The organism is Haloactinopolyspora alba (assembly GCF_003014555.1).
Classification (GTDB): Bacteria; Actinomycetota; Actinomycetes; order Jiangellales; family Jiangellaceae; genus Haloactinopolyspora; species Haloactinopolyspora alba.
Genome location: NZ_PYGE01000002.1, coordinates 57,349 through 84,298, shown reverse-complemented (window position 1 = coordinate 84,298; position 26,950 = coordinate 57,349). Strand labels below are relative to the sequence as shown.

General features: G+C 72.1%; 16 protein-coding genes. 8 read left to right on the top strand and 8 right to left on the bottom strand.

The genetic code is table 11. The features are described 5' to 3' along the window. Positions 1-279 precede the first annotated feature (279 nt). The 3 genes from CLV30_RS03030 to CLV30_RS03020 all read left to right on the top strand — a co-directional run bounded on the left by CLV30_RS03030 (position 280) and on the right by CLV30_RS03020 (position 8,867). The gene (locus tag CLV30_RS03030) at positions 280-3,393 is read left to right on the top strand and encodes an alpha-mannosidase (RefSeq protein WP_106535718.1); all 3,114 of its coding nucleotides are present in this window, start codon (positions 280-282) and stop codon (positions 3,391-3,393) included. Between the two features lie 328 nt (positions 3,394-3,721). Further along, positions 3,722-6,139, top strand: coding sequence for an LPXTG cell wall anchor domain-containing protein (locus tag CLV30_RS27470; RefSeq protein WP_165358445.1), 2,418 nt, complete (start codon positions 3,722-3,724; stop codon positions 6,137-6,139). 481 nt (positions 6,140-6,620) lie between these two features. Then, complete coding sequence (locus CLV30_RS03020) at positions 6,621-8,867, top strand: LPXTG cell wall anchor domain-containing protein (protein WP_106535716.1); 2,247 nt, start codon at positions 6,621-6,623, stop codon at positions 8,865-8,867. Positions 8,868-9,005: 138 nt separating this feature from the next. On the opposite strand, the gene CLV30_RS03015 is transcribed toward CLV30_RS03020, so the two are convergent. Both CLV30_RS03015 and CLV30_RS03010 read right to left on the bottom strand, forming a co-directional pair. Then, positions 9,006-10,187, bottom strand: coding sequence for a (Fe-S)-binding protein (locus CLV30_RS03015; RefSeq protein ID WP_205740467.1), 1,182 nt, complete (start codon positions 10,185-10,187; stop codon positions 9,006-9,008). Then, positions 10,184-11,620, bottom strand: coding sequence for an FAD-binding oxidoreductase (locus tag CLV30_RS03010; RefSeq protein WP_205740468.1), 1,437 nt, complete (start codon positions 11,618-11,620; stop codon positions 10,184-10,186). The genes CLV30_RS03015 and CLV30_RS03010 overlap by 4 nt, the downstream gene beginning before the upstream one ends. A gap of 121 nt (positions 11,621-11,741) precedes the next feature. Between CLV30_RS03010 and CLV30_RS03005 the strand changes: the two genes are divergently transcribed. Together CLV30_RS03005 and CLV30_RS03000 are read left to right on the top strand one after the other, a co-directional pair. After that, positions 11,742-12,965: an ROK family transcriptional regulator gene (locus CLV30_RS03005; RefSeq protein WP_106536040.1), complete on the top strand. Its 1,224-nt coding sequence runs from the start codon at positions 11,742-11,744 to the stop codon at positions 12,963-12,965. 115 nt (positions 12,966-13,080) lie between these two features. Beyond that, positions 13,081-14,586 carry a sulfatase family protein gene (locus CLV30_RS03000; protein ID WP_106535714.1) on the top strand — a complete coding sequence of 502 codons (1,506 nt, stop codon included), beginning with the start codon at positions 13,081-13,083 and terminating at the stop codon, positions 14,584-14,586. Between the two features lie 105 nt (positions 14,587-14,691). Here CLV30_RS03000 and CLV30_RS02995 read toward each other — a convergent pair whose 3' ends face one another. After that, on the bottom strand, positions 14,692-17,109 hold the full coding sequence (locus tag CLV30_RS02995) for a glycoside hydrolase family 43 protein (RefSeq protein ID WP_106535713.1): 2,418 nt from the start codon (positions 17,107-17,109) through the stop codon (positions 14,692-14,694). A gap of 169 nt (positions 17,110-17,278) precedes the next feature. Between CLV30_RS02995 and CLV30_RS02990 the strand changes: the two genes are divergently transcribed. Together CLV30_RS02990 and CLV30_RS02985 are read left to right on the top strand one after the other, a co-directional pair. Then, positions 17,279-18,553 carry an MFS transporter gene (locus CLV30_RS02990; RefSeq protein WP_106536039.1) on the top strand — a complete coding sequence of 425 codons (1,275 nt, stop codon included), beginning with the start codon at positions 17,279-17,281 and terminating at the stop codon, positions 18,551-18,553. Between the two features lie 44 nt (positions 18,554-18,597). Further along, the gene (locus tag CLV30_RS02985; protein WP_106536038.1) at positions 18,598-19,668 is read left to right on the top strand and encodes a trans-sulfuration enzyme family protein; all 1,071 of its coding nucleotides are present in this window, start codon (positions 18,598-18,600) and stop codon (positions 19,666-19,668) included. Between the two features lie 86 nt (positions 19,669-19,754). On the opposite strand, the gene cydC is transcribed toward CLV30_RS02985, so the two are convergent. The 4 genes from cydC to CLV30_RS02965 all read right to left on the bottom strand — a co-directional run bounded on the left by cydC (position 19,755) and on the right by CLV30_RS02965 (position 25,685). Further along, positions 19,755-21,413 carry a thiol reductant ABC exporter subunit CydC gene (cydC, locus tag CLV30_RS02980; protein WP_483401414.1) on the bottom strand — a complete coding sequence of 553 codons (1,659 nt, stop codon included), beginning with the start codon at positions 21,411-21,413 and terminating at the stop codon, positions 19,755-19,757. Between the two features lie 134 nt (positions 21,414-21,547). Continuing rightward, positions 21,548-23,407, bottom strand: a complete 1,860-nt coding sequence (cydD, locus tag CLV30_RS02975) for a thiol reductant ABC exporter subunit CydD (protein WP_205740472.1) — start codon at positions 23,405-23,407, stop codon at positions 21,548-21,550. After that, a complete protein-coding gene (locus CLV30_RS02970) occupies positions 23,359-24,324 on the bottom strand; it encodes a cytochrome d ubiquinol oxidase subunit II (RefSeq protein WP_106535712.1) in 966 nt (321 codons plus the stop codon). The genes cydD and CLV30_RS02970 overlap by 49 nt, the downstream gene beginning before the upstream one ends. A 2-nt stretch (positions 24,325-24,326) precedes the next feature. Next, positions 24,327-25,685: a cytochrome ubiquinol oxidase subunit I gene (locus CLV30_RS02965; RefSeq protein WP_106535711.1), complete on the bottom strand. Its 1,359-nt coding sequence runs from the start codon at positions 25,683-25,685 to the stop codon at positions 24,327-24,329. A 108-nt stretch (positions 25,686-25,793) separates the two neighbouring features. On the opposite strand from CLV30_RS02965, the gene CLV30_RS02960 reads away from it, so the two are divergent. Further along, positions 25,794-26,123, top strand: a complete 330-nt coding sequence (locus tag CLV30_RS02960) for a PadR family transcriptional regulator (RefSeq protein WP_106535710.1) — start codon at positions 25,794-25,796, stop codon at positions 26,121-26,123. On the opposite strand, the gene CLV30_RS26870 is transcribed toward CLV30_RS02960, so the two are convergent. Continuing rightward, a complete protein-coding gene (locus tag CLV30_RS26870; protein ID WP_205740473.1) occupies positions 26,046-26,762 on the bottom strand; it encodes a permease prefix domain 1-containing protein in 717 nt (238 codons plus the stop codon). The genes CLV30_RS02960 and CLV30_RS26870 overlap by 78 nt on opposite strands. Positions 26,763-26,950 lie beyond the last annotated feature (188 nt).

The following is a 26,950-nucleotide window of genomic DNA, read 5'->3' as shown; positions in this document are numbered from 1 at the left end:
GCCGCTGCCGTGCGATTCCGCAGGGCCCGGATCCCCATTCCGTTCGCATGTTCGGCTCTGGCGCCGCAGAGGTGCGGAGCCAGGTGCGGAGCTACTGGGGCCAAAGCAGCAGCATCTCGACAGCGCTGGTGCAGTAACCTCACACCGCTGTCGCGCCCGGAGTCGGAGATCATGGCTCGTGAGCCTTGGTGTCGGCGACGCGGCGCGCCTGCCGTGATCGCCCTTCGAACACCGAGTCCGCGCCCGTGAGTCCGCGCCTTTCATGGAGTTGTTCCGCTCATGCACGACGACCGGTCCCTCGTCGAGAACCGCCTCGAGCGCGTCCTGCGGCAACGGCTGCGTCCGCTGACCCACCGGCCGGTCGCGCCGTTGCGGCTGTCGGCGTGGCACGTCGGCGGCGGGCAGGGCGAGCCGGTGCCGCCGGCCGCGGCGCTGCCCGGGGCCGACGATCCGCCCGCGTACGTCCCCACCCGGGTGGGCGACCGGTGGGGTCCGGCGTGGGGAACGTCGTGGTTCCACCTCGCGGGCGAGGTGCCCACTGCCGCGGCCGGCCGGCGGGTCGAGCTGGTGGTCGACCTCGGCTGGGAGGAGCATTCCCCCGGTTTCCAGGCGGAGGGACTCGTCTACCGGCCGGACGGCTCCGTCGTGAAGGGCCTCAACCCGCGGAACACGTGGATCCCCGTCCCGGCCGGGGACGATCCAGGCGCGCCCGGCGCGCCCGCCCGCGGCGGCGAACCCATCGACCTGTACGTCGAGGCAGCCGCCAATCCGCTGATCATGGGGCCCGACCCGTTCCGTCCCACGGAGCTCGGCGAGAAGACCACGGCGGGCTCCGACCCGCTGTACCGGCTCGCGCGCGCCGACGTCAGCGTCGTCGAGCAGGACGTGTGGGAGCTGGTGCAGGACCTCGAGGTCCTGGACGGCCTCATGCGCGAGCTGGGTGACGGCGAGCCCCGGCGCTGGCAGCTCACCCGTGCCGTCGAGCGCGCGCTGGACGCCATCGACCTGCAGGACGTCGCCGGGACGGCCGCGCGGGCCCGTGCCGAGGTCGCCGACGTCCTCGCCGCACCGGCGCACGCCGGCGCGCACCGCATCCACGCCGTCGGCCATGCGCACATCGACTCCGCCTGGCTGTGGCCGGTGCGCGAGACCGTCCGGAAGGTCGCGCGGACGGCGGCCAACGTCGTCGGGCTGCTGGACGAGTACCCGGACCTCGTGTTCGCGATGTCGTCGGCACAGCAGCTCGCCTGGCTCGAGGAGCACCGCCCGGAGGTCTTCACCAGGGTCGCCGAGCACGTCGACGGCGGACGCTTCGTCCCCGTCGGCGGCATGTGGGTGGAGTCGGACACGAACATGCCCGGCTCGGAGGCGATGGCGCGGCAGTTCGTGCACGGTAAGCGGTACTTCCTGGACACGTTCGGGGTCGAGACCGAAGAGGTGTGGTTGCCCGACTCGTTCGGCTACTCGCCGGCGCTGCCGCAGCTGGTGCGGCTGTCCGGGTCACGCTGGTTCCTCACCCAGAAGATCTCGTGGAACCAGCAGAACCCGTTCCCGCACCACAGCTTCTGGTGGGAGGGCATCGACGGCAGCCGCGTCTTCACGCACTTCCCGCCCATCGACACGTACAACTCCGAACTGTCCGGGCACGAGCTCGCGCACGCGGTACGCAACTTCCGGGACAAGGGCGCGGCAAATCGGTCTCTGGCGCCGTTCGGCTGGGGCGACGGCGGAGGCGGGCCCACCCGCGAGATGGTCGCCCGTGCCCGCCGTACGCACGACCTCGAAGGCTCGCCGCGGGTGTCGATCGAGAAACCCGCCGAGTTCTTCGCCGCCGCCGAGGCCGAGTACGCCGGCTCCGCGCCGGTCTGGGCGGGCGAGCTGTACCTCGAGCTACACCGCGGCACGTACACCTCACAGGCGAAGACCAAACAGGGCAACCGCCGCAGCGAGCATCTGCTGCACGAGGCGGAGCTGTGGTCGACGACCGCCGCCCTGCACGGGCTGATCGACTATCCGTACGACGAGCTGGACCGGATCTGGAAGGTCGTGCTGCTGCACCAGTTCCACGACATCCTCCCCGGGTCGTCCATCGGCTGGGTGCACCGTGAGGCGCGCGACGTCTACGCACAGGTCGGCGCGGATCTCGAGGCGATCATCACCACGGCGCAGGCGGCGCTGGCGGACGCGGGAGCGAGCGCGGACGCGGGCGGGCCCGTCGTGTTCAACGCCGCACCACACCCGCGGTCCGGTGTCCCGGCGTTCGGGGCGGCGCCCACCGTGCCGCCCGCCCCGGCAGTACGCGCCGACGCCGTCGACGGTGGATTCGTCCTCGACAACGCGCTGCTGCGTGTCGTCGTCGACCGTGACGGCACACTGTCGTCGGTGTACGACCATGCCACCGGCCGCGAGACCCTCGCGCCCGGCGCTGCCGGCAACCTGCTGCAGCTCCATCCGGACTTCCCGAACATGTGGGACGCCTGGGACGTCGACGGGTTCTACCGCAACACCGTCGTCGATCTCACCGACGCCGACGAGGTCGCGCTGGTCGCCGACGGTTCGGAGGGGACCGACGCGGTCGCCACGGTCCGGGTCACCCGCACGTTCGGCGACTCCCGTGTGGTCCAGGACGTCTCGCTCGCCGCCGGCGCCCGGCGTGTCGACCTGCGCGCCGAGGTCGACTGGCACGAACGCGAGAAGTTCCTCAAAGCGGCGTTCGATCTGGACGTGCACAGCGCGCGGGCGGCGTACGAGACCCAGTACGGCCACCACCACCGGCCCACGCACGAGAACACGTCCTGGGACGCGGCCAGGTTCGAGGTGTGCGCACACCGGTTCGTCCACGTCGAGGAGCCCGGGTACGGCGTGGCGATCGTCAACGACTCGACCTACGGCCACGACGTCCGCCGCCACGCCCGCCGCGGCGGCGGCACGACCACGACCGTGCGGCTGTCGCTGCTGCGAGCGCCGCGCTTTCCCGACCCGGACACCGACCAGGGAGTGCACACGCTGCGTTACGCACTCGTGCCCGGGGCCGGTGTCGACGAGGCGGTCCGCGAGGGCTGGGCGCTGAACCTGCCGGAACGGGTGGTCGCCGGCGGAGCCGTCGCGCCGATCGTCGAACTCGACTCGCCGTCGGCGGTCGTCTCGGCGGTGAAGCTGGCCGACGACCGCAGCGGTGACGTCGTCGTGCGGCTGTACGAGGCCGGCGGCGGGCGCGGCGAGGCGACGCTGCGGGCCGGTTTCGGAGTCGTGTCGGCCGACGAGACCGACCTGCTCGAGCGCCCGCTCGACCGGGACGCCGTCACCGGGGTCCACGGCGGCGAGGTGGCGCTGCGACTGCGCCCGTTCCAGATCGTCACCGTGCGGCTACGACCCGCCGGAAGCGTGCGCTGACGCCGGCGAGAGCTTATCGACGATGCACTTCCATCACTAGGCTTTTGCACGCGTCACCAGGGCTGCAAGGGTGGTGACGCATGGAATCCCATGCGGAACGTGGTCATTCCCGGCTCACTTGGGGGAGATGTCCGGGTTCGCTCGACAATGGCGTGGTCCGTTTGCATGACGACGCCACTCCTGTCGACCGATACCGGATAATCCGTAGTGGTGACGTTCACCACATCGACTCCATCCCGGCGCGGATCCTCGGTACCGTCGATGCGCCAGCATGGACTATCGTGACGAGGTCGTCGCTGGCTCGACCGAGAGGAATCAGGAGACGTTCGTGAGCGGTTCATTGTTCCGGCGTCATTTCCGGCGCCGCGCGTTCCAGGTATCGCTCGCCACCGCCCTCGTCGCGGGCCTCACGTCAGTCGGGGTCGGCAACGCGGCCGCCGACGGCGCCGATCCCGCCGAGTCCACCTCGGCCACCAGCGCCCCGAGGTCGCCGGTGCGGATGCAGACGTTCGACCCTGAGGACTTCAGCAAGCAAGCCGCACGTCTCCCCGCCGGCCTCGTGTCGGCTGTCCGCCGCGACCTCGGCATCTCGGGCCAGGAGTATCTCGCCGGCGCCGCTGCCGCCCGGCTGGCCGGTGACGTCGTCGCCCATCTCGGCGCCACCGCCCGATCGGCCTGGCTCGAGGGACAGACCCTGCACGTCGCCGTCACCGACGAGGACGCCGCCCCGGCCGCGCGCGCCACCGGCGCGGAGGTGCACATCGGCGACAGCCTCACCGACGCGCTCGCGGCGGCCCGCACCCAGGACAAGATCGCCTACATCGACCGCGAGGCCGGCGAGATCGTCCCGGTCGACGTCGGCCTCCGCGGCGAGCCCGTCAGCGAGGGCGGACTGATCGCGCAGTCGACCTGGCAGGGCGGTGACGGCTTCGCGGTCAGCGATCTGCTGGCGGACTACCGCTGCTCCACCGGGTTCACCGGAACGGACGACGACGGCAACGCCAGCGTGCTCACCGCCGGCCACTGTGCCTCGTCCGACGACGGCCTGTTCAGCTCGCCCGTCAGCGCCCTGACACCACCGGGGCCGATCGGCGCCTCGCCGGAGCTCAACGAGTCCTGGCCCGAGCACATCGGCGCCGAGGTCGGCGAACTCGATCCCGAAAGCGTCACGTTCGGCGGTGGCCAGGACGCCGGCCTGATCGACATCACGGCCGACGACTGGCAGATCGCGCCCGAGGTGACCGCACCCGCGAGCAGCGGCGGCACCACCGGCGAGACCACCGCGCCGCACGACGACGCGCAGCCGGCCGACAGCACCGTCGACGAACCGGCCGACGGCACCGGCGACGAGCCCGCCGACGCCGGCGGCGTGCGCATCCTCGACTCGATCGACGCGATCGCCGGAGCTCCGGTGTGCTCGTCCGGCATGACCTCGGGGTGGACCTGCGGAACCGTCCTCGACGCCTCGATGACCGTCCCCGTCAGCGGCAAGGCGGTCACCGGCTTCCTGATGGACACCTGCGTTCTTCCCGGCGACAGCGGCGGCGCGGTGACCGTCGGCCAGTACGCGCTGGGCATCAACTCCGGCTCGACGTGGCGTAGCTCCACCTGCGAGAACGGATCCAACCCCGACAGGCCCGACGGCGTCAGCCTCGGTTACGCCGTGACCAGCGGGAAGGACAACGTCCAGACGCTGTACGGCGACGCGTGGGAACTGGCCATCCATGTGGGGGCCCCGGTGATCACGTCGCCGGGCGAGGACTCCATGGTCGCCCGCACGCCGACCATCGCCGGGCGGGCAGACGCCGCGTCCGGGGCGACGGTCGAGCTCACCATCGACGGCGAGCCGACGCTGACCACCAAGGTCGACGCCTCCGGGCAGTGGTCGATTCCCGTCGACGAACCGCTGGAGCCCGGCTCGCACGACTACGAGGTCGTCGTGTCCCACTCGACGCCGACCGGCGACCTGACCGTCACGTCGGACCCGACCACCGGCTCGTTCGAGGTCGCCGAGGTGGCCGGCCTGACGGTCGGCTGGCCGCAGCCCGGCGACACGACGGCCTCGCACAGCCCGGCCTTCACCGGCACCGGCGAACCCGGCGCGAGCGTCACGCTGTCGGTGGACGGCGAGAACCTCGCCACCGGCAAGGTCGGCGCCGACGGGTCGTGGTCGTTGAAGCCCGAGGACGGCCTGAGCGTCGGCCGCTTCGACGTCGTCGTGACCCAGCAGGTGGACGGCGAATCGGCTTCGGTGACCGTGCCGGACGTCGGGCTGCGTCCCGAGGCTCCGGTCATCACCAGCCCCGGCCCCGGCGAGGAGGTCGGCACCACGCACACGTTCACCGGTGTCGGCGTGGTCGGCGCGACGGTATCGGTGCGCGTCCGGCCGGACTCGAGCGGCGCGGCCATCGACACCGCGAGTGACGAGCCGCTGCAGGTCCGCACCGACGACGAGGGCATCTGGGAGATCCAGCTGGATGCTCCGCTGCCCGCCGGCGACCAGGCTGTCGTAGCCACGCAGACGGTGGACGACCTCACCTCCGAGCCCTCCGGGCGGGTCTCGTTCGACGTCACCGAGGCCCAGCGCAGCACGCGCTCCATGGGCGACATCGGCGGCGCCGGCAGCGCGGAGGCCGATCTCGCGGACACCGGCTCGACAACCCTGCCACTTCTGACGGCCGCAGCCGCGTTGCTGGCGGCGGGCCTGGTGGTCGTCGTGACACGGCGGCGTCGCACCGCGCGCTGACTCGGGACGTCAGACCGAGCCCGACGAGCACACCGGCCGTGACGCGAATTCACCGGGGGACGTGCCGTCGCCGCGTCACTCCGCAGAACGCGACCGAAATCCGCTATTCGACTTCTCGACCAGGGATTTCAACTCGCTTTGCCGACAATCCCCTTTCCTGCTCTGATTATTGCCACGTCAATGAATTGTCGCGGCGTCACTCCGCGTGACGTGACACACCTCACACGGAAATTCCCGACACCACAGAGCGCATCAGACATTCAACTTCAACAGCGGCGATGTCTTGAATAACGGCTGGAAGCGTGCTGTAAGGTAACTCCCGGTTCTGGGGTCTCGTCCATCGGTTTCGGCTGGCGGCTGGGTCACCAGGGCCATCCATGTCGATGACATATTTCTTGGAGAAACTGTGAGCACAGCCCTGCTGCGCCGTCGTGGCGTTGCACGGGTCACGGGAGTACTGACTGCTTCTGCCCTGGCATGTGTGGGCGTCGTCGCGACGACGACCACGGCCAGCGCGGAGGAGTCGCTCTCCGAGACCCTGCAGACCTTCGCCGCCGACGCGTTCACCGAACAGGCCGCGGACCTCCCGTCCGGCCTGACCCAAGCCATCGAGCGCGACCTCGGCCTTTCGCCCGCCGAGTACCTCGCGAACGCCGCGGCCGCCAAGTCGGCCGCCGACGTCGTTGCGGAGCTCGAAGCCGCCGGCGTCTCCATCAACGGTTCCGTCATCTCCGGGCAGGACCTCACGGTGTACGTCGAGGCCGAGGCCGACGTCCCGCTGGTCGAGTCCGTGGGCGCCACCGTCGAGGTCGGCGAGCCGCCCGAGAGCGACTCCGGCGACCTCGAGAAGCCCGAGCTGTACGCCCAGGACGACTTCAAGGGCGGCTACGGGTACGCGACGCTGGACGACATCGAGAACCCGAGCGGCGCCGGCCGCTGCTCGGCGGGCTTCAACGGCACCAACGCCGACGGTTCGCCGATCATCTACACGGCCGGGCACTGCGGAGCCGACTACGAACAGGGCCACCCCTGGTTCCACCTCCCGGTCGACAGCCCGCTGTTCGGCGACGAGAGCTGGGCCAGCCCGGAGCTGGCGAACAACCCCCAGCTGGGTGAGAACGGGCCGATGGAGTTCGGCGGTGGCAACGACGGCGGCCTGGTCAACGTGACCGACGACTGGACGCTGCCTCCGCAGGTGGCCTACTGGGGCGGCGGCACCGGCGCGCCGGACGACGGCGAGTCGGTCGACATCTACGACTCCACCGACCCGATCGTCGGCCAGCCCGCCTGCAAGTCCGGCGCCACGTCCGGCTGGACCTGCGGCGAGGTGCTGCACGCCGAGGACACCGTCGACGTCGCCGGCACCGACGTCACCAGCTTCGTCTTCACCGCCTGCATGCTCAGCGGTGACAGCGGCGGGTCGATCGTCTCCGGCAACTACGCCCTGGGCGTGGACTCGTGGTCCACCGAGCAGGCCATGAACTGTGATGGCTGGGACCCGGCCACCGAGTACGAGGTGGGCGGCTTCGCCAACGGCGACATCGGCGGTGGCTTCGCGGTCACCAGTGGCTCGGCCAACGCCGAGACCCTGTTCGGTGACGGCTTCAACCTGTCGATCCACGTCGGCACCCCGAGCGTCACCGCGCCCGAGGACGGCGCCACGACCGGCCCGACGCCGACCGTCGAGGGCACCGTCGAGGCCGCCAAGGGCGCCACGGTGACCGTCGAGATCGAGAACGGTCCGACGGTCGAGGGCAAGGTCGCCGCCAACGGCAGCTTCAGCGCCGACGTCGCCGAGGCGCTCGAGCCGGGCACCTACAACTACACCGCGACCGCCTCGCACACCGCCAACGGCGCGAACCAGGCGACGACCTCCGAGTCGACCAGCGGCTCGTTCCAGGTCGCCGAGGCTCCCGAGGTCGAGAAGCTGGCCGTCGACCAGCCGAGCGAGGGCCAGACGACGGGTAACCCGCGTCCGGACTTCACCGGCACCGGTCACCCCGGCGCCACCGTGAGCCTGTCCGTCGGCGGCAACGCCTACGGCGAGGCCGAGGTGGCCGAGGACGGTTCCTGGACCATCACGCCGAACGCCGACCTGCCCATCGGGGTCCGCTTCGACGCGGTGCTGACGCAGACCTTCGAGAACGACACCCAGGAGGTGACCGTCGCCGACCTCGGCATCGAGGCCGCCGACGTGACCATCTCGGTGCCCGAGGACGGTTCCACCGTCAACGGTGACGTGACCTTCGAGGGCACGGCGTTCCCGGGCGCCACCGTCGGCCTCATGCTCGAGCCGGCCGGCGCCACGGACGAGGCGGACGCCAACTCCGCCAGCTCCGAGCAGCTGTCGACGCAGGCCGACGGCAACGAGGACGCCGCACCGTGGCCGGGCGAGTTCAACATCGACGACGAGGGCAACTGGACCTTCAACCCGGACGAGCCCGTGGCGGCGGGTGACTACACCGTCACCGCCACCGCGTCCCTCGACGGCGGCGACCCGGAGCTCTCCGAGTCCGAGGCCAGCGCCTCGTTCACCGTGGCCAACCCGGACAACGGCGACGAGTCGGGCGACGAGTCCGGTGACGCCGGCGGCGCCGAGGGTGGCGACGAGGACCTGCCGGACACCGGTTCGTCCAACACCTGGATGATCTACGTCGGCATCGGCCTGCTCGTGGCCGGTGGCGCCGCCGTGGCCATCCGCGCCCGTCGCAACAGCAGCACCGCCTGATCTGATCAGGTGACGGCCTAGCGCCAACGCCGTCGGCCCCGGCCCCGCATCGCGCGGGATCGGGGCCGACGTCTGTCTCGACCGATGGTGGCGCGTCTACCAGTACTATGACGCTGGTAAACGCACCACCATCGACGCTCAGGCGGCGCGGATCAGCAGTTCGACGAGGTGGACGGCTTTGACGCGGGAGCGACGTGCCAGGAGGCCCTGTTTGAGCTGCAACAGGCAGCCGGGGTTCACCGCGACGACGTAGTCGACGCCGAGCTGCTCGATCTCGTCGAGTTTCGGTGCGAGGACCCGTTTGCTGTCGCGTGGGCGCAGCATCGAGTACGAGCCCGCGGCGCCGCAGCACGAGGCCGCCGACGGCGCTTCGACGTACTCGGCGATCCGTTCGAGTAGCTCTCGCGGCTGGCCGGACACGCCGAGCCCGTTGCGCAGGTGGCAGGAGTCCTGCAGGCTCACCCGCACCGGCCGCGGCTTCCCGTCGGCGCCGGTGGTCATGAGCCGTCCTGCCGGTGCCCACCCGGTCCGGGTGAGGTAGTCGCTGATCTCGGCGACCCGGTCCCGGCCGAGGTGCTCGGCCACGTGCGCGGCGCAGCCGCCGGACGTGGTGACGATGGTGCCGGGCAGGTCCTGCCCGAGCCGCTCGGCCATCGCGCGCCCGCCGGCGGAGTCGCCGTTGTGCGCGTGCAACGCGCCGCAGCAGCCCTGCTCGGCCGGGGCGTCGGCGCCGGGCACCAGCGACACGGCCGCGCGGCTCACCGACGGGAACAGCGCCCGCTCGGCGCAGCCCAGCATGACGTGCGGCGACGCGTCCGACACCGGCCCGCGGGTGCGGGCGAAGCGCCGCACCAGCCCGGACAGCCGCAGCATCGCGCGCCGTTCGACCGCCCACCGCAGCCAGCGCGCCAACCGCGGGCCGTGCCCGGCGCGCCACTGATGGTCGCGCCACTGCTCCAGCATCGGCCCGTACTCCACCCCCGCCGGGCACACCGTCTCGCAGGCACGGCACCCCAGGCAGTACGACGCCTCGTGCTGCAGCACAGGATCGTCGGGCTCGAGGCGCCCGGACTCCAGCGCCCGCATCAGCGTGATCCGACCCCGCGGCGACGACTGCTCGTCCTTGTCCAGCGCGTACGTCGGGCACACCGGCAGGCAGAAACCGCACGAGATGCACCGGTCCAGCAGCTCGACGTCGAAGATCCCGCGGGCGTGCGCACCGTGATCCCCGGTGTCGACCTGCCCCGGCACCCGCGCGAACGCCGCCGGATCGAGCAGCGGGCCCGACGCCGGCGCCGCAGCCTCATCGTCGCCGGTCACCGACCCACCTCCCCGTCGTCGCCCGGTTCGAACACCGACCCGGTCTTGCCCGGGTTCAGCACGCCCGCCGGGTCGAACGCCGTCTTGATCCGCGACAGCAACGCCATCTGCTCCGCGCCCAGCCGCGCCGGCAGCCACGGCAGCTTGGCCGCACCGACACCGTGCTCACCGGTGATCGTCCCACCCAGCTCGATCGCCGCGTCGAAGATGTCACCGATGACCGCCTTCGTGCGCGCGGCCGCGTCCTCATCGGCCGGGTCGAGCACCGCTGTCGGGTGCAGGTTGCCGTCACCGGCGTGCCCGAACGTCGCCACCGTGACACCGTGCCGGGCCGCGATCGCGTCGATCCGGTCGACCATCTCGGCGATCCGCGGCCGCGGCACCCCCACGTCCTCCAGCACCGTCACCGGCGCCAGCCGCGCCAGCGCCGGCAGCGCGCAGCGCCGCGCCGCCAGCAGCGCCTCGGACTCGGCCACCTCGCGCGCCATCGTCACCCCGGTCGCGCCCTCCTTCTCGCACGAACGCGCCATCCGGGACAGGTTCTGCTCGACCAGATCCGACGCGCCGTCGTCACCGAACAGCAACAACGCACCCGCGTCACGGTCCAGACCCAGCCCGGCGAAATCCTCCACCGCGTTGATGCACTTGCGGTCCAGGAACTCCAACGTGGCCGGAACCACCCCGTCGGCGATGATCCGCGCCACCGCCCGCCCGGCATCGGCCAGCGACGCGAAATACGCCACCCCCGTCCCCGTGGCCGGCGGCATCGGCACCAGCGCCACCGTGACCTCGGTGATCACCGCCAACGTGCCCTCCGACCCGGTCAGCAACCGGGTCAGGTCATAACCGGCGACGTCTTTCCACAACCGGCCACCCGTCCGCACGACCTCACCGGTCGCCAACACCGCCTCGAGCCCGAGGACGTAGTTGCGGGTCACCCCGTACTTCAGACCCCGCAACCCACCCGCGCACGTGGCGACGTTTCCCCCGACCGTCGAGACGGTCTTGCTGCCCGGATCCGGCACATACAGCAACCCCCGCGCCGCCGCGGCCGACGCAAGCGCCGACGTCGTCACCCCGGTCTGCACGACCGCCAGCAACTCGTCACCGTCGACCTCGACGATCCGATCCAGCCGGGTGAGCACCACAACGATGCCACCCGCATCCGCCAACGTCGCCGCAGACAGATTCGACCCCGCGCCACGCGGCACCACCGGGAGACGCTCGGAGGTGGCCAGCCGCATCACCGCCGCGACCTCCTCGGTCGAGCCCGGCAACACCACCACATCCGGACGAGCCGCGTACAACGGCGTCGCATCCCGCGCGAACGCCGCCACCGCACCGTCGTCCACCTTCACGTGCTCGGCGCCCACGATCGCCCGCAACCGCGCCACCACGCCGTCGTCGACCATGCCCCAACCGGGTGCGTCCATACGCCGCACGCTATCCGAACCACGGACGGCGGCCCGCGGACCGTCGCCCGGCACCGGCAGGCGCAATTCTGTCGGGGCCTTGACGGAAAGGGCCACACCTTCCTACGTTGACGCGGTGTCGATGCCCATCGGACTGCACGCGCTCGTCAGGCGCGCCCACGAGGAGCGGGTCCTGCGAGCGCTGCGCGAGCGCGGCGCGCTGAGCCGGGGCGTGATCGCCGAGCAGGTGGGCCTGTCCCGCACGACGCTGTCCGAGATCATCAGCGGTCTGCTCCAGCGCGGCGCGATCACCGTCGTCGACACCGACCGTGACCTGCGGACCGGCAGCGGCCGGCCGGCCGAGCGTCTCGCCCTCGATCCCGCGTCCGGGCAGTTCATGGGTGTCGACTTCGGTCACCGCCGCGTCCAGGTCGCCGTCGCCGACGCGTCCCACGAGGTCATCGCGTCCGGCTCGGACCGCTATGCCGACGACAGCTCCTGGCAGCACCGGTTCACCGTGGCGCTGGATCTCATCGACCGGCTCGGTGACGACTCCGGCGTCCGGTTCGGCGCGCTGCAGGCCATCGGCATCGGCCTGCCGGGGCCGTACCCGAACACCGTGCTACACGGCCACGCCGGGCCGGGCTCCGCGGAAGATGCCGATTCCGCGGGTGCTGCCGAGACGGTCTTCGCCGACAGGTTCGGGGCCGCGGTCGTCGTCGACAACAACACCCGCTTCGCCGCACTCGCCGAAGCCATCGCCGCCCACGGCGACAGCCCGGACGACCTCGTCTACGTCCGGCTGTCCGACGGCGTCGGCGGCGGCCTCGTCGTCGGCGGCCGCCTGGTGACCGGCGCGACCGGGCTGGCCGGCGAGCTCGGTCACGTCACCGCGCTGCCCGGCGGGCGGGGCTGCCGGTGCGGCAAGCGGGGGTGCCTCGAGACGGTCGCATCCGTCCCCGCGATCCTGGCCGAGTGCCGTGCACGCGGCGCCGCCGTGCACACGCTGGAGCAACTCGCCGCGGCCGTGGCGAACGGCGACACGACCGTCGACAGCGTGCTGACCGAGGCCACCGACGCGCTCGGGCGGGTGATCGCCGCGGCCGCGATGGCCCTGAACCCCGCCGGCGTCGTCGTCGGCGGCCGGATCACCGCGCTCGCACCGGTCCTCGTCGAGCGGGTCCGCGCCGTCGTCGCCGCCGACATGTTCCCGGGCGCCGACGCGCCGGCCGTCCGGGCCGCGCGGCTGTCCGACGACGACGGCGCTCTCGGTGCGCTCGCCGCGCTCTTCCACAGCTCGCCGCTGCTCGCCGGTTATCCCGAACCCGACGTCGCACCCACCCACGCCGTGCAGCCGCCCCGGTGACGGCCGCGCCGAAGACGGAGGACACCCAGATGAGGCTCACCCGACCGCGTCCCGGCACGATCACCACCACCCCGTCGGCGTACTCCACCGGCGCTGCGTTCACGGCGGCCGGCCAATGACCGGACGCAGCAACATCCTGTTCCTCATGACCGACCAGCACCGGGCGGACACGCTCGGCGCCTACGGCAACACCCGGGCGGTCACGCCGACACTGGACGAACTGGCCCGCACCGGCACCAGGTTCGACCGGTGGTACACGCCCACCGCCATCTGCACGCCGGCGCGGGCCAGCCTGCTGACCGGGCAGGCGCCGTTCCGGCACAAGCTGCTGGCCAACTACGAGCGCAACGTCGGCTACATCGAGGATCTCGGCGACGACGTGTTCACCTTTCCCGCCGCGCTGCGCGAGCGGGGCTACAACTGCGGCCTCATCGGCAAGTGGCACGTCGGCACGGCCAAGACGGCGGCGGACTTCGGCTTCGACGGGCCCGACCTGCCCGGCTGGCACAACCCCGTCGACAACGAGGACTACGTCGCCTACCTCGCCGACAACGGCCTGCCGCCGTACGAGATCACCGACCGCATCCGCGGCACCCTGCCGAACGGCGGCCCGGGCAACCTGCTCGCCGCGCGGCTGCGGCAGCCGCTCGAGGCGACGTTCGAGCACTATCTCGCCACCCGGACCATCGAGATGCTCGAACGCTACGCACACGACCTGCGCGAGCGGGAGGCGCCGTTCTTCCTGGCGCTGAACTTCTTCGGGCCGCACCTGCCGTACATCGTGCCGGACGAGTACTTCGACATGGTCGACGCGGACGAGGTCGAACTGCCGCGCTCGGTCGACGAGACGTTCCAGGGCAAGCCGCCGGTGCAGCGCAACTACAGCGCCCACTGGACGTTCGACACGATGCCGACCGAGGTCAGCCGCAAGCTGGTCGCGGTCTACTGGGGCTACGTCGCCCTGATCGACCACGAGATCGGCCGCGTCCTGGCCGCGATGGACCGTCTCGGGCTGACCGACGAGACGGCGGTCTTCTTCACCGCCGACCACGGCGAGTTCACCGGCTCGCACCGCCTGCACGACAAGGGGCCGGCGATGTACGAGGACATCTACCGCACGCCCGGCATCGTCCGGGTGCCCGGCGCACCCACCGGGGTGGTCCGGCCGGAATTCGTCAGCCTGCTGGACTGCACGTCGACGATCCTGGAGCTCGCCGGCGCGGACGCGACGCCGGCGGTCGACTCGCGCAGCCTGCTGCCGCTCGTCAGGGGCGAGACCGTCGAATGGGACGAGGACATCGTCTGCGAGTTCCACGGGCACCACTTCCCGTACCCGCAGCGGATGCTGCGCACCGACAGGTACAAGCTCGTCGTCAACCCCGAGTCGACGAACGAGCTGTACGACCTGCACAGCGACCCGGACGAGCTGCTGAACGTCTACTCGCTGCCGGAGATGGCCGAGGTCGTGGGGCCGATGATGCGGCGCCTCTACACCGTCCTGCGCGACCGTGGCGACAACTTCTACCACTGGATGACGTCGATGTACGACGTCGGCGACGTCGAGTACGACCCGACGCTCAGCGGGCTGGACGAGTCGACCTACCGCGACGGCTCCCGCTGACGGCTCACGATGTTCTGTTGCGGCACGGAGGGTTGTTGCCTGTGAGTCGCGGATGGAGTCCGGACAACGAGGTACATCCGCGACTCACAGGCAACAAGGATCGCTTCAGCCTTCTGAGCCCGCGACTGCCGCGCCCGTGGCAGCGAGGTCGTAGGTGCGCACGTAGTCGAACTGCGCGGCCGCGCCCGGCGCGTTCATCGTGATCAGCCCGATCCGCAACGGGTCCCGCGCCGGCAGTGACCAGGCGCCGCCCCAGGTCCAGTGCTCACCGTCGGTGCTGGACGCCATCCGCACGTCGTGCTCGTCGTTCGCCTCGTCGTACACGTACGCCAGCCGCAGCCACGTGGTGTCCGCGGCGGGCCCACCGAACATCGGCCCGGTGAACACGTCGATGGGCGGCGTCGTCGTCGGCCGCTCGGCCTCCTTCATGAACTCGGTCAGGTGGAACACGTCTCCCCCGCCGAAGCGCATGCCCAGCACCGTGTGCGTGAGCTTGAGGTAGCGGTCGTCGTTCTCGTACAGCACCAGCCCGGCCTGCTGGGCGGGGCGGTCGCCGTCGAACTCGAGCTTGGTCTCGACGACGAAGTCACCCTGCGGGGTGTCGCGCAGCAGCACCGGCGCGGTGTTGCTGCCCCGCCACAGCTCGGTGCCGTCGGTGGACCAGTTCAGCGCGCCGCCGCCGAGCGTCGCGTCCGATCCTTCCCCGCGCAGCCAGCTCCACGCCGGATCGGCCGTCTCCGGGCGCCCGGTCCCGTCGAACTCGTCGGAGTACTCGTCCAACTGCTCGCCCAGGACCGGTTCGGGCACCCGCTCGGACACCGGCTCGTGCAGCGGCACCGCACTGACGTTGTCCGCGACCGCCGGAGCCCCGACACTGGCGACGCCGACCCGGTCGACATGCCGCGCACCGGCCGGCAGCTCGGCCGACACCCGGCCCAGCGGGTCGCGCAGGCGGTCGGCGGACACCTCCGCCGTCACCGTCGAACCGCGCCGCTCGATCGCCAGCGTGTGCCACGACTGGTAGTCGAACGTGTCCGGCAGCGGCGTCTCGTACTCGAACGTCTCGCCGTCGGCCGTCACCGTGATCACCAGCGCCTGCTTCGCCCGATCGACCCAGGTCACGACCTCGTCACCGGCCCGGTCACCGGCGCCCGCCAGCACCAGCCCGCTCGCGCCCGACGAGCCCCCGGCGGCCAGCTTCACGTCGCCCTCGACGCGGACGTCGCCACGGACCGGTCGCCGGTCGACGAGGTACGCCGGTTCGGCCGGCGCGGCGGTCTGTACGGCGACGCCACCGGCGTCCGGGCGAGAGCCGGCGGCCCAGCGCGCGTCCGCCGAACCCGCGGAGCCCCACCGCGCGGGCAGGCCCTCGTCGAACGCGCTGCCGACGGCCGCCGTGGTGACCGGCGCCTGCTGAGGTCCGTTCGACGGACCGGCGCCGCCGCGCACGACCGGCCAGCCGTCGATCCACTCCAGCCGGTCGATCATCATCGGCCGCTTGGACAGACTGGCCAGCCGGCCGCCGGTGGCGCCGTCGACCGGCGGGAAGTCCGGATCGTCGGCGGAGATCGCGTGATAAACCAGCCAGTCCTGCCCGGCCAGGTCGGTCTGGATGGCGCTGTGGCCGGGGCCGACCCATCCGTTCCCGTTCGCCGCCGCCACGATGCTGCCCTTGCTCGTCGGCTCCATCAGGTCGACGCCCTGCCGGGTGACGAACGGGCCCCGCGGGTCCTCCGCCCGCCCGACCTTCACCGTGTACCCGCTGAAGGCGCCCTGGCAGCAACCGGCGTCGGAGTAGAACATGTAGTAGTAGCCATCGCGCTCGACGACGAACGCGCCCTCGGCGCGCCGGCCTTTCGCGACCTGTGTGACCGGGCCGACAAGCGCCGTCGCGTCCTCGTTCATCGCCGAGACGCAGATCAGGTCGTAGCTGCCCCAGTAGACGTAGTGGGTCCCGTCCGAGTCCGTGAACAGCGCCTGGTCGATGTTGCCCGTCGGACAGCCGCTGCCGCCGGCCGGGATGATCAGCCCGTGGTCCTCCCACGGGCCGGTCGGGCTGGCGCTCGTGGCCAGGGCCACGCCGCCGCTCGAGAGGCTGTACGTCAGGTAGTACGTCTCGTCGATGTAGCGGATGTCCGGCGCCCAGGCCCGGGCGTTCGTGGGCCACCAGTCCGGCTGCTCGCCGGCGGCGTAGACGTCGCCGGTGTACTCCCAGCTGGTCATGTCCTCGGACCGGAGGACGGGGAGGATGTGCTCGCCGGTCTCGCCCGCGCTGTTGAAGATCGGGTTGGTGGTGCCGTACGCGTACCACGCGCCGTCCTTGCCCCGGATCATCGTGGGGTCCGGGAAGGTGTCGACGACGCCTTCGGTCACCGGGTTCGTGTAGCTGCGGGTCGACTCCGCCGCCGCGGTCGCCGGCTCGCTCGCGGTCGTCGGCTCGGCCGAGCCGGCGGTCGTCACGGTCGCCGCGGCCGCCACGGTGACCGCGGCGACGACGGCCGGCACGGTGCGATGGACTCTCATCTGAACGCCTCCCTGGTGGTTGAAGCTGTTCGAAAGTGTTCGCGAGGCTAGGGAAAGTAGATTTTTCCGTCAATGACTCGACATAATCGAACTTGCCTGGTCGGCCGCTCGTGCTGATCACAGCAACCGTCGTCCAGGGCCGACGGCGGCTACTGGCAGGATGCGTACCGTGCGTCGGCTGCTGTTGGACCTGACACCACTGCGCATCAGTTCCGCCTACCGCCGGCTCTGGGCCGGCATGTCCCTGTCGGGCATCGGGACGCACCTGACCACGGTGGCGGTCGGCCTGCAGGTGTACGACCTCACGTCGTCGACCTTCAGCGTCGGCATCGTCGGTGCGTTCGCCCTGGTGCCGCTGGTGGTCCTCGGGCTCTACGGCGGCTCCGTGGTCGACGCGCACGACCGGCGGCGCGTCGTCATCGTCACGTCGGCGGGCCTGCTGATCGTCGCTTCGGCGTTCGCCGCGCAGGCGTGGCTGGCGATCGAGCAGGTGTGGCTGCTGTACGGCCTCGTCGCCACGCAGAACGGGTTGTTCGCCATCAACGTCCCGGCACGCACGGCGATCGTCCCGCGGCTGGTTCCCGGCAGGCTGCTCCCCGCGGCCAACGCCCTGAACAGCCTCTCCATGAACATCGGCCTGGCCGTGGGGCCGCTGCTCGCCGGGGTTCTCATCGACCACGTCGGCTACGGATGGACGTACAGCATCGAGGCGATGCTGCTGGCCGCCGCGGTCGTCATGTTGTCCGCCCTGCCGTCGATACCGCCCGAGGGCACCGTCACCCGGGCCGGGCTCGCGTCGGTGCTCGAGGGCTTCAGCTACCTGCGGACCCGCTCCAACGTCCGGATGACCTTCGTCGTCGACCTGGCGGCGATGGTCCTGGCCATGCCGCGGGTGCTGTTCCCCGCCATCGCCGCGGTGGTCCTCGGCGGCGGCTCGACCACCGTCGGAATCCTGATGTCCGGCTTCGCCGTCGGCATGATCACCGCCGGAGTACTGTCCGGGCCGCTCGGCCGGGTCCGGCGCCAGGGGCTCGCAGTCGTCGTGTCGGTGATCGGCTGGGGCCTCGCCGTCGTCGCTTTCGGGGTCGTCGTGTCGCTGGCCCCCGGGCCGGCAGCGGATGGCGGGGCGCACTGGATGCTGTGGCCCGCGGCCGCGTGCATGGCTCTGGCGGGAGCCGCCGACGCCGTCAGCGCGGTGTTCCGGATGACGATCCTGCAGGCCGCCACCCCGGACGCGATGCGGGGACGGCTGCAGGGGGTGTTCATCGTCGTCGTCGCCGGCGGTCCTCGGCTCGGTGACCTGACGCTCGGATCCGTCGGCGAGGCGGCCGGCGAGAGCACCGCGGCCGTCGCCGGCGGGCTGGCCTGTGTGGTGGTGGTCGCCGCACTCGCGGTCACGCAGCGGCGGTTCGTCCGCTACGACGCCGAGCACCCCACACCGTGAGCCCGGCGCCGAACCGCCGGCACCCGGCCGGAATACTGGCGGACATGCCGAACCCCGAACCGACACCCGCGACCCGCCTGGTCACCGGCGGACGCCCCGCGCACACGCCGGACGCCCCGCTGAACGAGCCGGTCACGTTCGCCTCGACGTACCACGCCGGTGGTGACATCGGCTACGGCCGGTACGGGAACCCGACCTGGTCGGCGTTCGAGGACGTGCTGGGCGACCTCGAAGGCGGTCGAGCGCTCGCGTTCTCCTCCGGCCTGGCCGGGTCCAGCGCGGTGCTGTCGCTGTTACCCGACGGCGGCACGATCGTCGCGCCGGAGTGTGCGTACCTCGGTGTGCTCGACCAGATGCGTCAGCTCGAGACGCTGGGGCGCGCCACTCTCGTCCAGGTCGACATCACCGACACCGCGGCGCTGACCGCGGCCGCACGTACCGCGTCCATGGTCTGGCTCGAGTCGCCGTCCAACCCGAACCTCGACGTCGCGGACATCCGCGCAGTCACCGACGCTGCGCGCGCTGCCGGCGCCCGCACCGTCGTCGACAACACGTTCGCGACGCCGCTGTTGCAGCGCCCGCTCGACCTCGGCGCCGACGTCGTCGTGCACAGCGCCACCAAGATGCTGTCGGGCCACTCCGACGTGGTCCTGGGCGCCGTCGTCTGCGGCGACGACGACGTCCACGGACGGCTGGACACGCACCGCCGTCTGCACGGCGCCATTCCGGGACCGATGGAGACCTTCCTCGCGCTGCGCGGTGTTCGGACACTGGACGTGCGGCTGGAGCGCGCGCAGGCCAACGCCGCCGAACTGGTGCGACGGATGAGCGGGCACCCCGCCGTCGGCCTCGTACGCTACCCCGGCTTCGGCACCATGTGCTCCGTCGAGGTGACCGGCGGCGCGGAGGCGGCCGATCGGGTCGTCGACGCCGTACGGCTGTGGGTGCACAGCACCAGCCTGGGCGGCGTGGAGTCGAGCCTGGAGCGCCGGCGTCGGTGGCCGTCCGAAAGCTCCGCGGTCGCCGAGTCGCTGCTGCGGCTCTCGGTGGGTGTCGAGGACGTCGACGACCTGTGGCGAGACCTGTCCCGTGCTCTGGACTCAGCTGGGCGCTGACCACGGCGCGCCCGCGTCACCAGGCTTTCGCATGCGTCACGAGGGCTGTACGGGTGGTGACGCATGGAATTCCATGCGGAACGTGATCATTCGTCCCCGGGGTGGGCCGACCACCAGAGGTCTTGGTAGGGCCCCGGACGGGCCACCAGATCGCGGTGGGTGCCGCGCTGCACGACCCGGCCCGCGTCCAGGACGACGATCTCGTCGACACCGTCCAAGCCGTCCAGCCGGTGCGTGACCAGGACGGCGCTGCGCCCGCGGGTGGATGCCAGCAGGTCGGCGACCAGCTCGTCGGCGGTGTCCGGGTCGAGTCCCTCGGTCGGCTCGTCCAGCAGCACCACCGGCGGGTCGCCCAGCAGCGCGCGTGCCAGCGCGAGCCGCTGCCGCTGGCCACCCGACACCTGCGCTCCGGACGCTCCGACGACGGTGTCCAGCCCGCTCGGCAGCGAGTCGACCCAGTCCAGCAGCCGCGCCGTGGCCAGCGCCGCGCGCACCTGCTCGTCACCGGCCTCGGGCGCGGCCAGCAGCAGGTTCTCGCGGATCGTGGTGTGGAACAGGTGCGCGTCCTGGGTGACGCCGCTGATCGCCGCGCGGACGTCGTCGCCGGCGAACTCGCGGACGTCGTGTCCGTTCAGCCGGATCTGCCCGGCCGAGGGCTCGATGAACCGCATCATCGCCGCCAGCAGCGTCGACTTGCCCGAGCCGCTCACGCCGACCATCGCCACCCGGGTGCCCGGACCGAGCCGCAGGTCGACACCGTCGACGGCGTCGCTCGGCGCGTCCGGGTACCGCACGTGCAGTGCATCCAGCTCGACGGTGACGTCACGGCCCGGTGCCGGGCGCGGGCTGACGGGTTCACCGACCGGCGCCGGCGTGTCGAGCACCGCGAGGATCCGGCCCAGCGCCGCACGCGACTCCAGCAGCCGGTGCACCGCGCCGACCATCGGCATCATCGGCTCGAACGAGATGAGCGCCGTCAGCGCCACCACCGGGACCAGCACCGGCTCGAGCGTCCCGTCGGCGGCCGCCCCCATGGCGACGACGGTCACCAGCACCGTCGTCGCGCCCTGGACGAGCATCGCCGTCGCCGTGCCGGCGGCCGACGACAGCGCCGCCCGACGTTCCACCCGGGCCAGTCGCCGTGCCGCCGCGTCCGCCGCGGACAGCGCGTCAGCGGTGCCACCGAGGACCGCGAGGTCGGCGCTGCCCTCGAGCAGATCGACGTTGCGCGCGGACAGCTCCGCCCGCGCCGGCGCCAGCAACCGCGCGTTCCGGCGAGCCGCCGCGAGCGTCACCAGCGGCACCACGAGCGCCGCGAGCACCAGCCCGGCGGCCAGGACCGCGCCGGCCGACGGCAGCAGCACGGTCGAGAACCCGACGGCCACCGCCGCCACCGCCAGCGCCGTGCCCACCGGCACGAGGACGCGGACCACGAGGTCCTGCACCGCCTCGACGTCGGAGACCATGCGGCTGAGCAGATCGGCGCCGCGGTAGGCGGGCAGTCCGGACGGGGCCAGGGGCACCAGCGCGTCGTACAGCTGCCCGCGCAACGTCGCCAGCGCCCGCAGCGCGGCATCGTGTCCCGCGAGCCGTTCGGCGTAGCGGAACGCGCCGCGAGAGGTCGCGAAAGCCCGCACCCCGACGATGGCCAGCGACAGTGCCGCCAGCGGCGGCTGCTGCGCGGCACGCGCGATCAGCCAGGCGGCCGTGGCCATCAGGGCCAGCGTCGCCAGCTCGGCCGCCACCCCGGCAGCCACCGCGAGCGTCAGCCGGCCGGCATGCGTGCGCAGGATGCGCACCAGCCGGGCCGCGGGGCGCCGCCGGGACCCGGTCGCCGGGGCGGACGCCGGCCGCGGCCGGACGCGTTCGGCCGCGGCCGTCACGTCGCCACCACCGCGGTCCGTGCCCCGCCGGCCGAATCGGCCGCCACGCGTCCGTGCTCGAGGCGGATCACCCGGTCGGCGTCGGCGACCATCGCCGGACGGTGCGCCACGACGACGACCGTGCGCCCGGCCATCAGCCGCGCCGTCGCCTCGACGACCTTCGCCTCGCTCGTGGCGTCCAGCCCGGCCGTGGGCTCGTCCAGGATCAGCAGCGGCGCGTCGCGGAGGAAGGCGCGGGCGAGTGCGACCCGCTGCCGCTGACCGGCGGACAACCCGGCGCCGCGCTCTCCCAGAACCGTGTCGTACCCGTGCGGGAGCGCCGTGACGAACTCGTCCGCGTGTGCCAGCCGCGCGGCGTGGCACACCTGCTCGTCGGTGGCGCCGGGGTAGCCGAGACGGATGTTCGCCGCGACGCTGTCGGCGAACAGGTGCGGCCGCTGCGGCACCCACGCCAGGCCGTCCCGCCAGCCGCGCACGGCCGCCTCCGGCGGCGCGGCCGCGAGATCGACCGCCCCGTCGGCGCCGGTGACCAGCACGCGTCCGGCACCCGGTGGCACCAGACCCAGCAGCACCGACAGCACCGTCGTCTTGCCGGCGCCGCTGGGCCCGACCAGGGCCACGTGCTCGCCGGCGCCGATGGTGAACGAGACGGCGTCCAGCGCGGGCACGTTCCGGCCCGGGTACGACACCGACACCCCCTCGAACCGCACAACCGAAACGCCGTCGCCGGCCGGAGACGAGGAACCGTCAGGCCGGGCGTCAGGTCGCGAAGCCGGCGTCAGAGAGCCGTCCGTGGCATGTTTCTCCGCCACGGACGGCGAAAGCCGGCGTAGCGAGCTGTCGTCCGGCCTGACAACAGGAGAGTCCAGGACGGCGAAGGCGCGTTCGGCGACTTCCAGCCCTTCGGTGCTGGCGTGGAACTGCGAGCCGAGGGCCCGCCACGGCAGGTACGCCTCGGGCGCCAGCAACAGCACCAGCAGGGCGGTGTGCAGGTCGAGCTCGCCGTCGAGCAGCCGCAGCCCCACCGGCACGGCCACCAGCGCGACCGACAGCGTCGCCACCAGTTCCAGCACCAGGGCGGACAGGAACGCGACCCGCAGCGTCGACATCGTGGCGCTGCGGTGCTCGTCCGCCGCACGGCGCACCGCCGCGGCCTGCGCCTGCGCCCGCCCGAACGCGCGCAGCGTGGGCAGCCCGGCGACGAGGTCGAGGAACTGCCCCCCGAGGCGTTCGAGCGCGCTCCACTGGCGCCGGGTCGAACGCTTGGTCTGCAACCCGACGAGCACGCCGAAGACGGGGATCAGCGGCAGCGTGACGCAGATGATGACCGCGGACGCGAGGTCGGCGACGGCGATCTGCACGATGATCGCGACCGGCACGACGGCCGCGACGAACAGCTGCGGGAAGTAGCCGGTGAAGTAGGGGTCGAGCGCGTCCATGCCACGGCCGAGCGTGGTGGCCAGCCGTCCGGTGTGCTGGCCGGACAGCCACTGCGGCCCCAGCTCCTGGGTCCGGTGCAGCACACGGCGCCGCAGCGACGCCTTGACCGCGGCCGCGGCGCGTTGCGACGCGACCTGCTGGCACCAGGCCAGGCCCGCGCGCCCGGCCAGCACCAGCGCCAGCGCGGTCAGCACCGGCCTCAACTCGCCCGGCGACGGGCTGTCGACGACGGCGTCGGCCAGCGCACCGGCGAGCAGGTCGGCCTGGACGAGGATCAGCGCCGCACCGGCCGCGGCCATCGCGGCGAACGCGGCGACGACGAACGGCGCCGAGGGTACGGCGCCGAGCAGACGACGGGCGAGAGCGTTCAGAAGAACACCGCCGATCCCTCGCCGACCCGGCGGCGGAACAGCCACCACATCCACGCCTGGACGGCGATCAGCACCGGGACGGCGGGCAGTGCGATAGCGGCGAGCAGGTCGAGCGTGCGGGGTCCGGCGGCGCCCTCGAGCAGCCGCGGCGTGGTACCGACGCCGACGGCGATCGGCGCACACGCCGCGGTGACGGCGGTGCACGCGTACACCCGGCCGGGCCGGTGCCGTACGTCGCCACGCCGGAGCAGCACCACGGCGAGCGTCGCCGCCACCGTCGCGACCGCGGCCACCGCGAATGCGGGGACCGGGCGGGCAACCTGGGTCCGTGCCAACGGCGTCGCCGCGGCGACGGCGAGGACGAGAGGGGGGACGACGGCGCCGGCTCGGCCCGCGACGCCGTGCGCCCGGGTGCGGAGGCGGTCCGGCAGCCGAAGCGCGGCGAAGGCAGCACCGTGCACGGCGAACACCGCGACCATGGTCACTCCCCACAACAACGAGTACGGCCCCACCAGTGTCTCAACACCCGGACCGCCGTCGCGGGGCACCCCCTGGACGACGTTGGCGAGCAGAAGTCCCCAGACGAACGCGAACCCGCCGCCGGCCAGCACGACGACGCGCTCCCAGCCGTCGCGCCACACGTCGCCCGGCAGCCGGCTGCGGAACCAGACACCGGCGTCGCGGAGGATCCACGTCACCACGAGCGCGACGACCAGCGGATAGAACGCACCCAGCAAGTCCTTCTCGAGGCCGGGGAACGCTCCGATCAGCACTCCCGCCGCTGCGACCAGCCACACCTCTCCGGCCAGCAGGAACGGTCCGAGCGCGGTCAGGACGAGCCTGCGGCCGACGCCGTCGCCGCCGACGGCGCGCATCGTCATGCCCAGCCCGAGGTTGGCGCCGTCGAGCACGAACCAGCCGGTGACCATCACCCCGAGCGTGAGCAACCAGACCGTGTCCATCGTCAGTCCCTCCTGGTGAATTCGAGCGCCTCGCGCGTGCCCGCCTCACGGGTGCCCGGCCCAGGCCGATCGGCGGGCGCCACACCCGCTTCGCCGTCGACCCCGTCGCCCCCTTCGCCGTCGCCCCCGTCACCGACGAGCGAGCCGCCGAGGACCATGCCGTGGGGCCCGCGCCGCGCCAGCCGGGCGATCAGCCACCAGTCCGCGGCCGCCAGCGCCGCGAACACCGTCCCGAACACGAGCAGGCTGATCAGCACCGTGCCGGCGCTGCGCGAGGAGACCGCCTCGTCCACCGTCAGCTCGCCGTACACCATCCAGGGCTGGCGCCCGACCTCACGGACCAGCCATCCGCAGACCACGACCACGAACGGCCACGGGACGATCCAGACGTAGAAGCGGTGCCAGAACCGCCGCAGCCGCCGCGGCCGCGCCCGGTCGAACGCGTTCTTGATCAACAGAAACGGCAGCACCACGAAGATCAGGCCGAACGCGTACCCGCTGAGGTCCATGACCAGCCACGGGATCGACAGCCACTCCGGCGGCATCCAGTCGCCCGGGCCGAACCGGTCCTGGAGCTCCGCCGCGACCTCGGCCCGCCGTTGCCCGCCCTCGAAGATCGCCAGCTTGCTGTCGGCCAGGTAGGAGAACTGGGCGTAGCCGAACTCGAACGTGAGCGTGGAGCCGACAGTCCCGGCGAGGACGGCCAGCCGCAGCGACCGGCGGAAGAAGTCGACGTCGGTGCCCCGCAGGAAGTGCCACGAGCACACGGCCACCATCAGCACCGCGACGGTGAGCAGGCAGACCGGCGCGATGTGCAGCAGCGCGCCGACCGTGTGCTCGTTGGTCAGCAGCGCACCGAAGTCCTCGATCCGCGCGGTCCCGTCCTCGACGACGTGCCCGACCGGGTTCTGCAGGAACCCGTTGGCGACCATCACCCAGTAGGCGGACAGGTATCCGGTGAGCACGACCAGCCAGAACAACGCGGTGTGCACCCACCGGTTCAGGTGGTGCCAGCCGAAGATCCACATGCCGAGAAACGTGGACTCCAGAAAGAACGCGACCAGCGTCTCGGTGGCCAGCGGGGCGCCGAACACGTCGCCGGCGTAGGTCGTCAGCCCGCTCCAGTGCAGGCCGAACTGGAACTCCAACGCGATGCCGACGACGATGCCCAGGGCGTAGTTGACGACGTAGATCTGGCCCCAGAACCGGGTCATCCGCTCGTGAAGCTCCCGGCCGGTGACCGCCCAGCGGGTCTGCATGATCGCCACCAGCGGCGCCAGACCGAGCGTGGTGACCACGAACAGGAAATGGAAGATCGTCGTCGTCGCGAACTGCAGCCGCGACAGGTCCACCACGCTCATCCGACGCCTCCCCGCGCCCGGCCCGGCAGGATCGCTTGGCCATCGAGCGCCTACATGTCGTCTAGCTACCTATCGAAACACTACCTATTGAACATGTAGGCTGCCAACATGAAGGCCGACGCCTTGCGGGGGCACCTCGACGCGCTGATCCTCGCCGTGGTCGAGGACGAGCCGCTGCACGGCTACGGCATCTCCGAGGCGCTGCATTCCCGCAGCGAGGGCGCCATCGACCTGCCCACCGGCACCCTCTACCCCGCGCTGCGCCGGCTCGAGCGGCTCGGCTACCTGCGCAGCTCGTGGAGCACGGTCGGCGGCCGCAAACGGCGTACGTACCAGCTGACCCGGTCCGGCCGCGCCGAGCTAGCGGCGCGGCAACACGACTGGCACCAGACCAGCAGCGTCATCGGGGCGATCCTCGGGACCGGACCGGCCGGGTGAGGTGAGCCGGACGCAGCGCCAGGCGACCGACGCCGTCCACCCGACGGACACGATCGACAGCGCGAACAGGATCGGCAGCTCCGGACCCTTCCACACCGTGATGCCCTGCGGGGCGAACGCGTTGAGCACCGTCCCGACCACGACGTCGACCAGCAGGCTGACGAGCACGCCGATGCCCATGATCCGCACCACGCGGTGCGTCGGCACGAACCGCCCGCCGCGCCCGAGCAACGGAACGGCCAGCGCCAGCGCCACCAGAACGACGATGTTCGACACATCCACGGCCTGGGCGAACATGCCGTACTCCGGGCTCGGGCGAGGCCAGCCCTGCTCCCTCGCGGCTGTCTGCCATGTGTAGTGTGCCAGCGCGAACTGCGTACTGCCCAGAACGATGGACAGCGCCGCCAGGTAACGGCCGGTCGCCGCCGCGAGCTCGTCGCGCAGCCCGGCCGCGACGACACTCGGCGGACCGAACTCGTCGACGGCGCGCCGCTCGGCCTCGGCCGGCGACACGCCGTCGTCGCGGTGTGCGCGCGTCGCGTCGTGCAGCCCGTCGCGCACCTCACGGATCATGTTCGCCCGCAGCACACGCGGACCACGCAGCTCACGACGGAGGGTGGCGAGGTAGGCGTCGATCACGATCCACTCCAGACGTGCACCGTCCGGCTGTGTCCACCGGCACGACTCGGCACCCGCCAGCGTAGCCGCCGGGCACGACGGCGACGGGCGCCCAGACCCGGATCTGGGGGCCCGCTCAGGGAGATCCCCGAGCGCCGCCGGCACACCCGTAGACTTGCCGCGCATCGTGACCTAGGCCACGATGACCT

What these genes read in the sequence shown, in the direction of transcription:
- CLV30_RS03030 (WP_106535718.1), top strand. Translation starts at nt 280, where the DNA reads ATGCACGACGACCGGTCCCTCGTCGAGAACCGCCTCGAGCGCGTCCTG.
- CLV30_RS03010 (WP_205740468.1), bottom strand. Translation starts at nt 11,620, where the DNA reads ATGGACGCACCCGGTTGGGGCATGGTCGACGACGGCGTGGTGGCGCGG.
- CLV30_RS03005 (WP_106536040.1), top strand. Translation starts at nt 11,742, where the DNA reads ATGCCCATCGGACTGCACGCGCTCGTCAGGCGCGCCCACGAGGAGCGG.
- CLV30_RS03000 (WP_106535714.1), top strand. Translation starts at nt 13,081, where the DNA reads ATGACCGGACGCAGCAACATCCTGTTCCTCATGACCGACCAGCACCGG.
- CLV30_RS02995 (WP_106535713.1), bottom strand. Translation starts at nt 17,109, where the DNA reads ATGAGAGTCCATCGCACCGTGCCGGCCGTCGTCGCCGCGGTCACCGTG.
- CLV30_RS02985 (WP_106536038.1), top strand. Translation starts at nt 18,598, where the DNA reads ATGCCGAACCCCGAACCGACACCCGCGACCCGCCTGGTCACCGGCGGA.
- CLV30_RS02970 (WP_106535712.1), bottom strand. Translation starts at nt 24,324, where the DNA reads ATGGACACGGTCTGGTTGCTCACGCTCGGGGTGATGGTCACCGGCTGG.
- CLV30_RS02965 (WP_106535711.1), bottom strand. Translation starts at nt 25,685, where the DNA reads ATGAGCGTGGTGGACCTGTCGCGGCTGCAGTTCGCGACGACGACGATC.
- CLV30_RS02960 (WP_106535710.1), top strand. Translation starts at nt 25,794, where the DNA reads ATGAAGGCCGACGCCTTGCGGGGGCACCTCGACGCGCTGATCCTCGCC.